The organism is Blochmannia endosymbiont of Camponotus nipponensis (assembly GCF_009827135.1).
In the GTDB taxonomy this organism is placed as follows: Bacteria; Pseudomonadota; Gammaproteobacteria; order Enterobacterales; family Enterobacteriaceae; genus Blochmanniella.
The window spans coordinates 575829-591001 of sequence record NZ_CP046534.1; the positions used below are offsets into that span (position 1 = coordinate 575829).

10 protein-coding genes and 4 tRNA genes are annotated in these 15173 nt (G+C 30.2%); 8 read left to right on the top strand and 6 right to left on the bottom strand.

Annotated elements, in window-relative coordinates; genetic code table 11:
- Window positions 1-83: 83 nt before the first annotated feature.
- Both GN161_RS02400 and GN161_RS02405 read right to left on the bottom strand, forming a co-directional pair.
- Window positions 84-156, bottom strand: a tRNA-Lys gene (locus GN161_RS02400).
- A gap of 19 nt (window positions 157-175) precedes the next feature.
- Window positions 176-248: transfer RNA gene (locus GN161_RS02405), tRNA-Val, on the bottom strand.
- Between the two features lie 160 nt (window positions 249-408).
- Between GN161_RS02405 and gltX the strand changes: the two genes are divergently transcribed.
- Window positions 409-1827, top strand: a complete 1419-nt coding sequence (gltX, locus tag GN161_RS02410; protein WP_159715213.1) for a glutamate--tRNA ligase — start codon at window positions 409-411, stop codon at window positions 1825-1827.
- A 166-nt stretch (window positions 1828-1993) separates the two neighbouring features.
- Window positions 1994-2066: transfer RNA gene (locus tag GN161_RS02415), tRNA-Ala, on the top strand.
- 195 nt (window positions 2067-2261) lie between these two features.
- On the opposite strand, the gene GN161_RS02420 is transcribed toward GN161_RS02415, so the two are convergent.
- Window positions 2262-3449 (bottom strand): NupC/NupG family nucleoside CNT transporter, encoded by a 1188-nt coding sequence (locus tag GN161_RS02420; protein ID WP_159715215.1) that lies wholly within the window; start codon window positions 3447-3449, stop codon window positions 2262-2264.
- Window positions 3450-3753: 304 nt separating this feature from the next.
- Here GN161_RS02420 and GN161_RS02425 point away from each other — a divergent pair, with 304 nt between their 5' ends.
- A complete protein-coding gene (locus tag GN161_RS02425; RefSeq protein WP_159715217.1) occupies window positions 3754-4989 on the top strand; it encodes an Nramp family divalent metal transporter in 1236 nt (411 codons plus the stop codon).
- 341 nt (window positions 4990-5330) lie between these two features.
- Here the strand turns inward: GN161_RS02425 and GN161_RS02430 are convergent.
- From GN161_RS02430 to prmB, 3 genes are all read right to left on the bottom strand, one after another.
- A tRNA-Arg gene (locus GN161_RS02430) sits at window positions 5331-5402 on the bottom strand.
- A gap of 318 nt (window positions 5403-5720) precedes the next feature.
- The gene (gene aroC / locus GN161_RS02435; RefSeq protein ID WP_159715219.1) at window positions 5721-6785 is read right to left on the bottom strand and encodes a chorismate synthase; all 1065 of its coding nucleotides are present in this window, start codon (window positions 6783-6785) and stop codon (window positions 5721-5723) included.
- 22 nt (window positions 6786-6807) lie between these two features.
- Window positions 6808-7722, bottom strand: a complete 915-nt coding sequence (gene prmB, locus GN161_RS02440) for a 50S ribosomal protein L3 N(5)-glutamine methyltransferase (RefSeq protein ID WP_159715221.1) — start codon at window positions 7720-7722, stop codon at window positions 6808-6810.
- 733 nt (window positions 7723-8455) lie between these two features.
- Here prmB and fabB point away from each other — a divergent pair.
- From fabB to folC, 5 genes are all read left to right on the top strand, one after another.
- Window positions 8456-9670, top strand: a complete 1215-nt coding sequence (gene fabB / locus GN161_RS02445) for a beta-ketoacyl-ACP synthase I (RefSeq protein ID WP_159715223.1) — start codon at window positions 8456-8458, stop codon at window positions 9668-9670.
- A 344-nt stretch (window positions 9671-10014) separates the two neighbouring features.
- The gene (locus GN161_RS02450) at window positions 10015-11139 is read left to right on the top strand and encodes a 4-phosphoerythronate dehydrogenase (protein WP_159715225.1); all 1125 of its coding nucleotides are present in this window, start codon (window positions 10015-10017) and stop codon (window positions 11137-11139) included.
- Between the two features lie 489 nt (window positions 11140-11628).
- On the top strand, window positions 11629-12414 hold the full coding sequence (gene truA / locus GN161_RS02455) for a tRNA pseudouridine(38-40) synthase TruA (RefSeq protein ID WP_159715227.1): 786 nt from the start codon (window positions 11629-11631) through the stop codon (window positions 12412-12414).
- Window positions 12415-12762: 348 nt separating this feature from the next.
- Entirely contained in the window at window positions 12763-13626 is an 864-nt protein-coding gene (gene accD, locus GN161_RS02460; protein ID WP_159715229.1) for an acetyl-CoA carboxylase, carboxyltransferase subunit beta, read from the top strand.
- Between the two features lie 85 nt (window positions 13627-13711).
- Window positions 13712-14995: a bifunctional tetrahydrofolate synthase/dihydrofolate synthase gene (folC, locus tag GN161_RS02465; RefSeq protein WP_159715231.1), complete on the top strand. Its 1284-nt coding sequence runs from the start codon at window positions 13712-13714 to the stop codon at window positions 14993-14995.
- Window positions 14996-15173 lie beyond the last annotated feature (178 nt).

Sequence of the window (15173 nt, forward strand, 5' to 3'; positions counted from 1 at the left end):
CTAAAGTTAGGGGGGTTGAAATATTATTAATTTGATAGTTGATTAATAATATTGTTGATATGATAATGAAAATAATCGATTGTTGGGTCGTGCAGGATTCGAACCTGCGACCAATTGATTAAAAGTCAACTGCTCTACCTTCTGAGCTAACGACCCAATAAAATTAAAAAATAAATAGGTGATGGCGGATTCGAACCGCCGACCCTCTCCTTGTAAGGGAGATGCTCTACCAACTGAGCTAATCACCTTTTCTGTTGAATTGAATTATATGGATTCATTGATATGAGTCAACGGATTTTTATAAAAATAGAGTTTTTAATTATATTTTATTAATTTGAAATCAAATTTAATGTTTGTATAATTTACATAAGTTTTACATGGTTATACATAATTAGATATGTGATCTTTATGGATATTAAAACTCGATTCGCGCCTAGTCCTACAGGTTCTATACATATTGGAAATATTCGTACTGCTTTATATTCTTGGTTATTTGCTCGTAAACAAGGCGGTAAGTTTTTGTTGCGTATAGAAGACTCTGATTTACAACGTTCTGTAAATGATGCTGTTGAGTTGATTATTTCGGGTATGAATTGGCTTGGTTTAAATTGGGACGAAGGTCCTTATTTTCAAACTAATCGATTTCATCGCTATAATAGTGTAATAAATTATATGATTCAACATGGTATGGCTTATAAATGTTATTGTTCGTCGGAAAGGTTAGCTTTATTACGATCAAATCAAATAAAAAATGGAGAAAAACCTAAATATGATGGTTATTGTCGTTATAAATCTGTGATTACACATAGTGCTACTTGTGTCAGTTCTTCTTATGTAGTGCGGTTTTGCAATCCTCAGGAAGGTATAGTAACTTTTCATGATCAGATTAGAGGTACAATTACATTTGATAATAAAGAGTTAGATGATTTAATTATTCGCCGAGCTGATGGTTCTCCAACGTATAATTTTTGTGTTGTAATAGATGATATGGATATGCGAATTACTCACGTTATACGAGGTGAGGAACATATTAACAATACTCCACGTCAGATTAATATTTTAAAGGCGTTGGATGCTCCAATACCGATATATGCTCATGTGTCAATGATATTGGATGATGATAGAAAAAAACTATCAAAACGTTGTGGAACATTGGGACTTATGCAATATCGTAATGATGGATTTCTTCCTGAAGCTATACTGAATTATTTAGTAAGATTGGGATGGTCTTATGGCAATAAAGAAATCTTTAGTATTGAACAGATGAAAAAATATTTTGATATTAGTAGAATTAGTAAATCTCCTAGTGTTTTTAATTATGAAAAATTACTTTGGCTAAATCATTATTATATTAATCATTTATCAATAGATTATGTAGCTTCACATTTATCATGGCATATGCATCAACAGAGAATTAATATAAAAAATGGGCCAAAACTAACTGATATAGTAAAATTGTTTGCGAAACGTTCGCGTACATTAAAAGAAATTGCAAATAATTGTCATTATTTTTATATGGATTTTGATATATTTGAAAAGAAAGTATCCAAGGATTACTTAAAGCCTATTGCAATAACACCGTTAAAGTGTTTAAGAAAAAAATTTAGCAACATAGTTGATTGGACTCCAGAAACTATTAAGCTGGTAATTATTGAAACTCTGAATGAATTAAATATTAGTATAGATAAAATAGGTATGTCTCTTCGTGTAGCATTGACTGGAACAGATTGTTCTCCAACTCTTAGCATTACTATATATGCTATCGGGCAATCTCGTGTATTAGAGCGCATTGATCAAGCTATACGTTATATTTCAATGCTGTATTAGATAAAAGAGAAACATTAATTAAATATATTTTTACTTTATCAACAAGTGTACTGTTATGTAATAGTAGCGTGTTTTTTTCATAACTTAAGATATACTTGTTGAATATGTTATATGTATATGGGTTATATTATATATAATATAACGGGAAAGATTTATAATTAATTATGGGGCTATAGCTCAAATGGGAGAGCGTTTGCATGGCATGCAAGGGGTTGGCGGTTCGATTCCGCTTAGCTCCATTTATTTTTATTTTATCATATAAATTTTTATTAAATAGTGTATATGGATATATTTTTATTTTATTTTTTATTTTGTGGATATTTATATATTGGTATTCCAGAATAGCATGCTATATGTTTAGTAGTGTTTTTAGTAATTTCATATTTAAATATATAAAATTTTATTGTTTGTTATTCATTGTCAGTAATTGTTAATTATATAACTAAACCTGCTATTGTAGCAGATAACATATTGATGAGTGTAGAGCTATATATTAGCTTAAATCCATAATGAGATATCATATTACCTTGTGTCTTATTTAAGCTCTTTATAGCACCGGTAATAATACCAATAGATGAGAAATTAGAAAATGACACTAAGAATACAGATATTATTCCTATAGTTTGAGCGGATAAATCAGCAGAAATTTTTTGTAAATTTATAATTGCAATAAATTCATTCGAAACTAATTTAGTTGCCATAATGCCACTGGCTTGCAGTGTTTCATTAATAGGTATACCCATAATCCAAGCAAAAGGGAAGAAAATATAGCTTAAAATTTCTTGTAAAGATGTATTAAATAATACTTTAAATATTGCATTAAGAGCAGAAATAAGCGCAATAAATCCTATTAACATTGCAGCAACAGTGACAGCTATTTTAAATCCAATTAAAATATATTCTCCTATGATCTCAAAAATGTTTTGGTTACTAATATAGAAACTGGTTATATGTAGGTCTCTTTCTTTATTTACTACATATGGATTAATTAATGATAATATGATAAAAGCGCTAAACATATTTAGTATCAGTGCAGCTACAACATATTTTGGGGTTAACATAGTCATATATGCGCCAATTATAGAGAGCGATACTGTGGACATGGCAGTAGCTGCCATAGTATACATTCGTGGTTCAGAGATATTTCCTATAATATCTTTATATATTATAAAATTTTCAGATTGCCCTAAAATTAGTGAACTAACAGCGTTGAAAGATTCTAATTGCCCCATTCCATTAATTTTAGATAAAATAGTTCCAATTATTCGAATAGCGAGTGTTAGTATATGAGTATATTGTAGAACTCCGATGAGCGTGGAAATGAAAATGATTGGACAGAGTATATTTAAAAAAAAAGTAGCTAATTCTTGTTCATGCATTCCCCCGAAGACGAAGTTTGTCCCTTCTGATGCAAAAATTGCTAATGTATCGAAGAAATTACATAATTTTCGTACAGAATTTAGCCCTAATTGGGAATGCAAAATAAAATATCCAAATAAAATTTCTATTATTAATATTTGAAAAATAAAGCGTATACGAATATTTTTTGGATTATTGCTAATAAGCAGTGATAGTATGATTATTGTAGAAAATCCTAAAATAAAATGTAAAATATGAGACACAATATTTACTCCATTAATGTAAGCAATAGTAATAATCGAAATTATCTATATACGTTTTAATTAAAAATAAACTGTATTTATATGTTCGCTATAGTTATTAAAGAATTACCAATGGATCTAAAAAATATAATTTTAAAAAATTAGCTTATGCTATAATTGTGGATATTTGAAAAATATAAATATCTATAGTGAGATTACATTTTCAATTTGATCCCTCAACGATTATAAATCCATTATAGTATAATTACTTTATTTGAGTATATAAAGTTAGTCAAATAACATAATTTCTATGAGGATTGTTAATATGCTAAAAGAGGAAGATTCAGCAGTTGAACATCGCTCTACAAGAAAAATTAAATTTACATTACTTGGACCTGCTTTTATAGCTGCTATTGGATATATCGATCCTGGAAATTTTGCAACTAACATACAGGCTGGAGCTACTTTTGGTTATCAGTTATTGTGGGTTGTGGTATGGGCAAACATCATGGCGATGCTAATTCAATTGCTTTCCGCAAAATTAGGTATTGCTACTGGTAAGAATTTGGCGGAACATATTCGAGATCAATTCCCAAGATCAGTTGTATGGATGTATTGGATTCAAGCTGAAATTATTGCTATGGCTACAGATTTGGCAGAATTTATTGGAGCAGCAATTGGATTTCAAATACTACTTGGTATATCTTTATTGCAAGGTGCATTTTTAACGGGTTTAGTTACTTTTTTAATTTTAACTTTACAAAAGTATGGAACAAAGCCATTAGAATTTGTTGTGGGAGGTTTATTATTTTTTGTTGCAATAGCTTATGTTATTGAACTTTTTTATTCGAAACCTAAATTTGTTGCATTAGGTATGAATATGCTATGGCCAGTACTTCCAAATAGAGAAGCAGTCTTTTTGTCGGCAGGAGTGTTAGGTGCTACAATTATGCCACATGTTATTTATTTGCATTCTTCTCTTACTCAAGATGATAGTGTAATAGCAAGTAGAGCAGAGAGGTATTCTTCTACAAAATTGGATGTTGCTATTGCAATGACTGTTGCTGGATTTGTAAATTTATCTATGATGGCTACTGCAGCAGCGGTGTTTCACTTTAGTGGATATACTGGTATTTCCAATTTGGATGAGGCTTATTTAACATTATCTCCGTTATTAAACCATACTGCAGCTGTAGTTTTTGGTTTAAGTTTAACAGCCGCTGGATTATCGTCAACAGTAGTAGGTACTTTAGCGGGTCAAGTAGTTATGCAAGGTTTTGTTCACTTTCATATTCCGTTATTATTGCGTCGTGTTATTACTATGTTGCCGTCATTTATAGTGATTTCTTGTGGAATTGATTCCACACGTATTTTAATAATGAGTCAAGTATTGCTTAGCTTTGGAATTGCGCTTGCATTAATACCATTGTTAGTATTTACTGGAGATGTTAAATTAATGAATGAATTAGTGAATTCTTTATGGATCAAGTTGATTGGTTGGTTAATAACGACAGTAGTAATACTCTTGAATATATATTTATTAGTCGGTACTATTATTTAGTGAATAAATATTCAATACGGTAGAATGAATTTGTAAAGGTTTTTGTTTTTATCGTGTAAAAAATAGCGGTATGTATATTTTTATTATAACTAAATATATTTAATTTTGTGTTTAATGAATTTGTTTGTATACATATATAAATATGAGTTATTTAATTTTTAATATTATTATATATTTGTGTTTTAAGTAACATCAATCCACCTATAATGTATTTTATTTGATTTAATTTGATATATAAATTATTTATACCTTTATGTGATAGATTTTAGTTGAATAAGTAAACAGTTGATATTTAATGGATGTAATATTATTGGAGGATTATATATATATTGTAATCATTATGTCTTCGACAGGAATCGAACCTGTAACTAGCCCTTAGGAGGGGCTTGTTATATCCGTTTAACTACGAAGACATAGTAATATAAATTCATAATTGTTATAATTAATTTTTTAATTATTACATTTATATATAGTTTATATATTCTATTTTAGAATACTTCAAAAATGATAGATGTATATCATATATAAAAAGTAAATAATGTATATAAGAATTTTGAAACGATAGAATTTATCTAAAAACACATTTTATTAATTTTATATGATCTTTAAATATATTCGTTTATGATTATAGTTTTAAATAAATTAATTTTTGTGAACGCCCGATATAGGTATATTTACACCATATCGGGCTTTTTGTGAGTGCAGTGTGTGTATTAGTTTTTATTTCTTGATTATATTTTTCCACATTGCGCACGTTGTCTGAGTAAGTGATCCATCAACACGATAGCTATCATAGCTTCTGCTATAGGTACTACTCTAATTCCAATGCAAGGATCATGCCTCCCTGTAGTAATTACTTGTGTTTCTTCATTTTTGCATGTAATAGTTTTCCCTGGTATTGTTATACTTGAGGTGGGTTTAATAGCTATATGTATGATGATTGGTTGTCCATTACTAATTCCCCCTAATATCCCACCAGCATTATTACTTTGAAATCCATTTAGTGTCATTTCGTCTCTATGTTCGCTGCCACGTTTAGTAATAACTGAAAATCCATCTCCAATTTCTATACCTTTTACTGCATTAATACTCATCAGTGCATGGGCCAAATCAGCATCGAGTCGATCGAATACAGGTTCGCCTAATCCAATCGGTATATTTTCTGCTATTATTGTTATCTTTGCGCCAATAGAGTCCCCAGATTTTTTCAAGTTGTTTATTAATGTGTCTAATGCGGTTAATTGTTCAATATCAGGACAAAAAAACGGGTTTTTTTCTACTTGCTGCCAATCTTTTAAATTACAATGGATATTACCTATTTGAGCTAGAAATCCACGAATTTTTATGTTTTTTTTATTAAATAGGTATTTTTTAGCAACAGCTCCTGCCGCTACGCGTACTGCTGTTTCACGTGCTGAAGAACGTCCTCCGCCACGATAATCTCTAAGACCATATTTTTTTTCATAAGTGTAGTCAGCATGTCCAGGTCGATATAGGTCTTTTATTTTTTCATAATCTTGAGATCGTTGGTCAGTATTTTTAATAATTAAGCCTATACTAGTACCCGTTGTTTTTTTATTAAAAATACCGGATAAAATCTCTACTGTATCTAATTCTGATCGTTGACTAGTATAACAGGAAGAACCTGGGCGTCTACGATTAAGATCGTATTGCAGATCGTCTTCTGTTAAAGGAATATTTGGAGGAACTCCATCGATAATACCTCCTAATGCAGATCCATGAGATTCTCCAAATGTTGTAACTCTAAAAAATTGTCCAATACTATTACCAGCCATTATTAATTTCCTTAATTATTAACTATATAGTGTTTGTGAAAGATAATAATTGTTTATAAGTTAACATAAATACACCTTCTCCTCCGTTAGATAGTTGTAACCAGTGAAAAGGTATATTTGGATAATGTTCCTTTAGTGCTATTTTTGTACTACCTACTTCACATATTAAAATTCCATTTATATTTAGATGATGTATCACATTTTTTAATATTTTTTGAACTACCTTTAATCCATTATTACCTGCAGACAAGGATATCATAGGTTCATGATGAAATTCTTTTGGTAATTTACATATATCTGAATTATTTACATAGGGAGGATTAGTAATGATCAGATCATATTTTAATTTTGGTAGTTTGCTAAATAAGTCAGAATGAATTGGGATAACACGATGTTCTAAATTGTATAATTTGATATTGTGTTCAGCTATTTTTAATGCATCTATAGAAATATCTATCGCATCTACTTCAGATTTTGGATAAACTATAGCGATTGCAATAGCAATACATCCGCTACCGGTGCCTACATCCAGTATACGATATGGATAATGAGGTAGTAGATTATGAAAATATGATGTGATTAGTTCTCCAATTGGAGAACGAGGAATAAAGACTCGTTTATCTATGTAAAATTTTAAACCGCAAAACCATGCTTGATGAGTTAAATAAGGTACTGGTATGCGTTGATTAATACGGTAGTTAACTAGTTTGATTATATTAGTGCGTTCTTTCTGAGTTAAACGAGCTTGGTATATTTCTGTTGGAATATTTATAGGTAAATGCAAACTAGGTAAAACTAAATGTAATGTTTCATCCCAAAAATTATCAGTACCATGTCCATAAAAAATGGGGTTAGAATTAAATTGACTACTACTCCAACGTAATATATCTAATATAGTATGAATATCTGTTAGTGTTTCTTGAATTCTGTTGTTCATAGATTGTAGTTGTTCCTATGATGACATTGATATATGAGTCTATCAGACTGATTCTCTTTGAGAATGTAATTTTTTAGGAAGGATTTAGAATATTATATTTTATGATTTTATACAGATATATATAGATAGAAATCCTGATATCATTAGTGTAATTAGCGTATAATAGTATGATGATTGTAATCATATAATTTGTAGATAAACGATGTTCATTAATTGCATGTATGTATTTCCTATGAAATAGGATTGTAGATTGTTTGGTGTAATTGTTTAATATTAATATAGGAGCATTTTTAGTGTAAATAAAATCAGAATAATATGTAGATATATGCATTTATATCTATTGTGAATGATACTTTTATCATGCTTTGTAAGCATGATATGATTTTTTTTCACAAGTTTATAAGTCGCAGTGCTTATTTTATTAAAATAGCAAAAGTCTTATAATGAACTCGATTTCATTATATACGCACCAACATCAACTTTATATTGTAACAAATATGAGTATTAATTACAAGTAATATATTTCATATATTGGATTGTTAATGTAAGAAACAATGTCCTAAATATAAATACAAACATTTTTGTATTTAAGTAAGTACGATTAACTTTGAATTATTAATTTATTTCTTATGTTAATAATTTCTCCGTACAATTAACATGGTAAGTAAATATCTTTAAGGTTTAGTGTGATTTTGATATTAAAAACATTATTATCATGAGGTATATAAAAAAAATGAAACGTGCTGTTATTACTGGTTTAGGAATTATATCAAGTATTGGAAATAATCAAAATGAAGTTTTAGTTGCTTTAAAAAGTGGTAAATCCGGAGTCACTTTTTCTCAAGAATTAGAAGAATCTGGCATGCGCAGTCATGTGTGGGGTAATATCAAGCTGAATACATCAGGATTAATTGATCGTAAGATTGCTCGGTTTATGAGTGACGCATCTATTTATACTTATTTGTCTATGGAGCAAGCCATAATAGATTCTGGGTTGTCTGCGGATATGGTTACTAATGATCAAACAGGTTTGATTGTTGGATCTGGAGGGGGATCTCCACGTAATCAAGTGTCTGGATCTAATGGAATGCGCTTGCGCGGTTTGAGAGGAGTAGGTCCGTATATGGTAACTAAATCTATGGCTTCAGGTGTATCAGCGTGTTTAGCTACTTTTTTTAAGATTCGCGGGGTTAGTTATTCTATCAGTTCTGCTTGTTCTACATCTACACATTGTGTCGGAAATGCGGTAGAACTTATTCAATCGGGCAAGCAAGATATTATTTTTGCTGGAGGCGGAGAGGAGTTATGTTGGGAAATGGCTTGTGAATTTGATGCTATGGGTGCGTTATCTACAAAGTATAATATGACACCCGAAAAAGCATCTCGTCCTTATGATATAACTCGAGATGGATTCGTGATTGCAGGAGGCGGAGGTATAGTGGTAATAGAAGAATTAACACATGCTTTAAGTCGTGACGCTTATATTTATGCAGAAATTATTGGGTATGGAGCTACATCTGATGGTTGTGATATGGTTGCTCCTTCTGGAGAGGGAGCAATGCGATGTATGAAAATGGCATTAAGAGATGTCAATGTTCCAGTAGATTATCTTAATGTGCATGGTACATCTACTACAATAGGTGATATTAAAGAAATTTGGGCTGTTCGTAAAATTTTTGGTGATCAACATCCTGCTTTTTCTTCTACTAAATCAATGACTGGACATGCATTAGGTGCTGCTGGAGTTCATGAAATTATTTTTACTTTATTAATGTTAAAATACAATTTTATTGCTCCGAGTATCAATATTGATCATTTAGATCCATATATAAAGAATATGAGGATTGTTGTTAATAAACCTATTTACTGTAAATTGACAACAGCCATGACTAATAGTTTTGGTTTTGGAGGAACAAATGCCACATTAGTTATGACTAAATATTCTTAAAGATTATTAGTATTATTGGTATATAACTAATACTATAATTTACGTATTATATGCGTGTGATGATATAACAATTATTAAATTTGGTGAATCGGCAGTCATTTTAATCGATATTTTAATGTTAATTTATTTGTTAAAAATATAAGTATTTATCGTATAAAAATTATGTTAGGCATCGTGTTTTTAGAACTTTTTTTTCGATAGTTATATTTTATGAACGTAAAAATACAAGCAGTATAAGATCATGAACGTTATGTTGCATAATGGTTATACCAATATGTTAAGTATGCGAATCTGAAAAGTGATTATTTTATTTTATATATGGTGATTTGGTTGGAGGATTTAGTTTGAGAATTTTAGTCGATAAAAATATACCTTATGTTTATAAATTATTTGGTGTAGATAATAAAATGATAGTATGTGAAGGGCGTTTTATTTCTGCTAAAGATGTAAGAGATGTAGATGTTTTAATAGTACGTTCTGTAACAAAAGTAAATCAAGCGTTGCTAGATGATAGTGCTATAAAATTTGTGGGTACTGTAACTGCTGGAGTGGATCATATTGATCAAAATTATTTAAAAAAGTATGGGGTTAATTTTTTTTATGCGCCAGGAAATAATGCTGTAGCAGTGGTGGAATATGTGTTTTCGGCATTACTTTGGCTGGCGCAGCGTGATGGATTTTTTTTGCGTGATAAAATTATTGGTATTGTGGGGGTAGGGCATATTGGTAGTTTGTTGCATGAAAGATTGCATAATTTTGGTGTACATACTTTGTTATGTGATCCACCATTAGCACAAAAAAACATAAATAAACCTTGGAGGTCTTTTGCAACATTAATTTCTGAAGCGGATATTTTAACTTTTCATACCCCTTTAATTTATAAAGGGGATTATCCAACATGGCACATGGTTGACATTGATGTGTTGGAGGCTCTACCTTCTAATCGTATTTTAATTAATACTTGCCGAGGTCCTGTAATAGATAATAATGCTTTGCTAAAAGTTTTAGAAAATGGTAAAAAATTAAATGTAGTATTAGATGTGTGGGAAACAGAACCAGAATTATCTTTACCTCTTTTGTCTTATGTGGATATAGGAACTGCTCATATTGCTGGTTATACTATTGAAAGTAAAACGCGGGGTATTATGAAAATATATAATGCATACTGTAATTTTTTTAATATTTTTAAGACAATTAAGTTGTCTACATTGAATCCTTCTAGCATTTATTATTTGCAAGTACACAACGAAATAGATGAAATACTTTTGTGTAAATTAGTTAAATGTGTGTATGACATACAGTATGATGACATTATGTTAAGACGATTTGCTTGTGTATCAGGGGGTTTTGATAAGATACGTAAATGTTATTTGGATCGTAGAGAATGGTCTTCGTTGTGTGTAGAAACTTATGTAGATTCTAAAAACGAGATGTTAACTCAGTTGGGTTTTAATGTATGTTGCCTCTAACATTATATTTGTATACAATGTATTATATTATTCACATTATTAGTATTTGTACTATGTTATATGTATTAATCGTGGGTTTATTGTGTTAAAGATGATGAGTTTGTAATAAAAAATGTTTTGTAGGGATTGTTTTATATATTTTCAAAAATTATCTTTATGCATTATGGTGTTATAGTTTTGTGTGTATTTATTTTTTTAATAAAGTAGTAAAGATAATCTTTCTTTATAAAATTACGTTTGTAATCGATTTTAATTAATAATTAAATTACGTTTTGGTTGTTACAATGTTTCTTTTTTCAAAGATATAAATGATTCAGCGTTGTGTTTTGTGTTAGTATTACGCTGTAAGTTAATACACTGATAATTTACATGTGTGTTTTTGGTTGATTATATATAGTGATATGTTATTTCTTTGATTAAAGATTTCTACTATAAAATCAGTATAGTAAGTTCATCATATTTTTTTCTAATATAAAAATTATAATTATAATGCAAAAGTTAGCTTTAGGAATTGAATACGATGGGTCTTTATACTGTGGCTGGCAAAGACAAAGAGATGTACCCAGCGTTCAAGTACATGTAGAAAATGCGATAAAAAAAATAACAGCTGAGTCAATAACGGTATTTTGTGCAGGACGCACCGATTCTGGAGTACATGCTTTGGGGCAAGTCATTCATTTTACCACTTATTCTTGGCGTTCAAAGTCTGCTTGGACTTTGGGTATGAATCGTTATTTACCAGAAAGTATTTGTGTACGTTGGGTTAGACTAGTTACTGAAGAGTTTCATGCTTGTTTTAGCGCAACTTCTCGTCGTTATTGTTATGTCATTTATAACGGTTGTTTGCGATCTGCTTTATTATTAAAGAAAAGTTGGCATTATAAAAAATATTTGGATATTAATAAAATGTGTAATGCTGCACAATATTTATTAGGAGAAAATGATTTTTCTGCATTTCGCGCCACAGGTTGTCAATCACATTCAGCGCGAAGAGAATTATATCATCTACGTATTACACGTAAAGGTCAATGTGTTGTAATAGACATTAAGGCTAATTCTTTTATATATCATATGGTACGGAACATTGTAGGTAGTTTAGTAGAGGTTGGCTGCGGAGAACGTAGGGAAACATGGATTCTAGAATTGCTAAGGCATTGCAACAGATCGTTAGCTGGGGTCACTGCTCCAGCTAGTGGGTTATATTTGTTAGAGGTGGAATATCCTTTACATTTTTCTATCCCTTCTGCTTGCATAGATAGGTTGTGGTGTTCATAAATTTTTATGCACTAATAATATTTATTGTTTATATTATACATAAATCTATGAATATATGTTGTAGTGAGGAATGAAAAAAATAATTAAAATTATTTTTATAATTGCTTTTTACATAATTGAATAATTTTTTAATTTCTGCAAATTATTATATAGAATAATTGTAGTAACAACATTAGATTATTACGTTGTTATAGAAAATACATTGATTCTGTTAAGTTACTATATTTTTATAGTGATGTATTTTTTGTAAGAATTTATAATGGACGCGGTATTGTAAAAATTACAGTATATGACGATTGGTAAAAGTATATATTTTTGTTAAAAAATTTAAAATTTTAAAGGTTAACGATGAGTTGGATTGAACGAATTCTGAATAAAAGCACTATTATTCCTGATAGAAGAATAAATATTCCAAAAGGAATATGGACTAAATGTGATAATTGTGGTCAATTGTTGTATAAAAAAGAATTAGAACGTAATTTGGAAGTGTGTCCTAAATGTGATCATCATATGAGAATTTCAGCGAGAGTACGTTTGCATTCCTTTTTAGATCAAGGCAGTACATTGGAATTAGGAAGTGATTTAGAACCTAAAGATGTTTTAAAGTTTAGAGATGTAAAAAGATATAAAGACCGTTTAATTTCAGCTCAAAAAATAACAAAAGAAAAGGATGCATTGATAGCTATGCAAGGTACTTTATATGGTATGAAGGTTATTGCTGCTTCTTTTGAATTTGCTTTTATTGGTGGATCAATGTCTTCTGTGGTGGGAGCTCGTTTTGTACATGCAGTGAATCAAGCTTTAAAAATTAGGTGCCCATTGGTTTGTTTTTCTGCAAGCGGTGGGGCTCGCATGCAAGAAGCTCTCATATCTTTAATGCAAATGGCGCGAACTAGTGCTGCATTGGCTAATTTACATAAGCGGTGTTTACCATACATTTCTGTTTTAACTAATCCTACTATGGGAGGAGTCTCTGCTAGTTTAGCTATGTTGGGGGATTTAAATATTGCTGAGCCAAAAGCATTGATAGGATTTGCTGGGCCTAGGGTTATTGCGCAAACAGTTCGGGAAAAATTACCGTTAGGATTTCAAAGCAGTGAATTTTTATTGGAAAAAGGATCCATTGATCTAATTATACGTAGACCAAATTTACGATTGAAAGTGGCAGGGTTGTTAGCTAAGTTAACTCATAAATCAATACCGAAAGGTTGATCACCGAAAGTATTTATTTAGAAAATTTATATTTTTATTAAAATGGGGTTTATGTATGGTATATATTGAAAGTGTGTTATAACGTATGAATAAAAATTTATCTGTTCCTACTATACAGTCATCGTTAAAAGAGTGGTTATATTATATTGAACACTTAAATCATGCATTAGTCGACTTAAATCTTGATAGGGTAAGGGAGATAGCTGTTCATCTTGATCTGATACATCCTGCGGAATGTGTTATTTTAGTGGGAGGTACAAATGGTAAGGGTACTACATGTTGTTTATTAGAAACTATTTTATTAAAGAATAATAATACAGTTGGGTTATATACTTCGCCTCATTTACTTTCTTATAATGAAAGAATCCGCATTGATGGTAAAGAGTTATCAGATAATGTGCATATTGCAGCAATGTCTGCTATAGAAGATGTTCGTAATCATATTGCGCTAACTTATTTTGAGTTTGTTACTTTATCTGCTTTATATATATTTAAACAGGTAAAATTAGATTTAATTATTCTTGAGGTTGGATTAGGCGGTAAATTAGATGCTACAAATATTGTTGATCCTGATATTTCTGTCATTACTAATATTGCAATAGATCATACTGATGTTTTAGGTATACATCGTAATATGATTGCGCAAGAAAAATCGGGCATTTTTCGTCCTAATAGACCGTCAGTAATTGGTGAAAGTTATGTACCAGTGATTGTAGATAAAATAGCAGAATATTGTGGAACAATATTGTTTAAACGTGGGCGTGATTGGAATTTTCGTGTTTATGAAAATAAATGGATTTGGTGGGGATGTTTTAGTTTTCAAAGTGTGTTGTATGATTTACCATTACCTATAATTCCGCTGGAAAACGCTGCTACTGTGTTGAGTGTATTGCATTGGTTACCTTTTTTTGTTGATAAAACAGCTATATGTTATGGGTTACGAGTTGCTACTTTACCGGGGCGTTTTCAAATAGTTACTCGTAGACCTCTTATAATTTTAGATGTAGGACATAATCCTCATGCTGCTAATTATTTAGCTAAAAGATTAACTGCTATTCTTTTTAAAAGAAAAGGTAGTGTAAGAGTAGTCATAGGAATGTTAAAAAGTAAGGATATTCAGGGCACTGTATCTTGTTTAAATAATTTGGTGAATTTCTGGTATTGCGCTGATTTGAATACCCCTTTTTCTGCTCGTGCTGAGGAACTAGCGTCTTGTTTACCTCATCGTAATGTTCAACTGTTTAGTAACATATTAGATGCCTGGAATCAATCCGTATTAGATGCTACATTTGATAGTGATTGCATTTTGGTATTTGGATCGTTTTATGCTGTGAAACCAATCATAAAAAAAATAATGAATAGTTGTTAATTTTATGTTTATGTCTAAGTAATAAGTAGTATTGGGAAAGAGTGATATTTAATAGTTGTTATTAAATAATTTGCGTTAATTATTTCATGTAATGTAAATAAGGAATAAATATTAAAAACCAATGATTTTAATTATTAAAATATTTTTGCAGTGTATACAGTATATAGTCTTCAGAAAG

Excerpts from the sequence above, each read along its gene's own strand:
- gltX (WP_159715213.1), top strand. The coding sequence starts at position 409 with ATGGATATTAAAACTCGATTCGCGCCTAGTCCTACAGGTTCTATACAT.
- prmB (WP_159715221.1), bottom strand. The coding sequence starts at position 7,722 with ATGAACAACAGAATTCAAGAAACACTAACAGATATTCATACTATATTA.
- folC (WP_159715231.1), top strand. The coding sequence starts at position 13,712 with ATGAATAAAAATTTATCTGTTCCTACTATACAGTCATCGTTAAAAGAG.
- aroC (WP_159715219.1), bottom strand. The coding sequence starts at position 6,785 with ATGGCTGGTAATAGTATTGGACAATTTTTTAGAGTTACAACATTTGGA.
- truA (WP_159715227.1), top strand. The coding sequence starts at position 11,629 with ATGCAAAAGTTAGCTTTAGGAATTGAATACGATGGGTCTTTATACTGT.
- GN161_RS02425 (WP_159715217.1), top strand. The coding sequence starts at position 3,754 with ATGCTAAAAGAGGAAGATTCAGCAGTTGAACATCGCTCTACAAGAAAA.
- accD (WP_159715229.1), top strand. The coding sequence starts at position 12,763 with ATGAGTTGGATTGAACGAATTCTGAATAAAAGCACTATTATTCCTGAT.
- fabB (WP_159715223.1), top strand. The coding sequence starts at position 8,456 with ATGAAACGTGCTGTTATTACTGGTTTAGGAATTATATCAAGTATTGGA.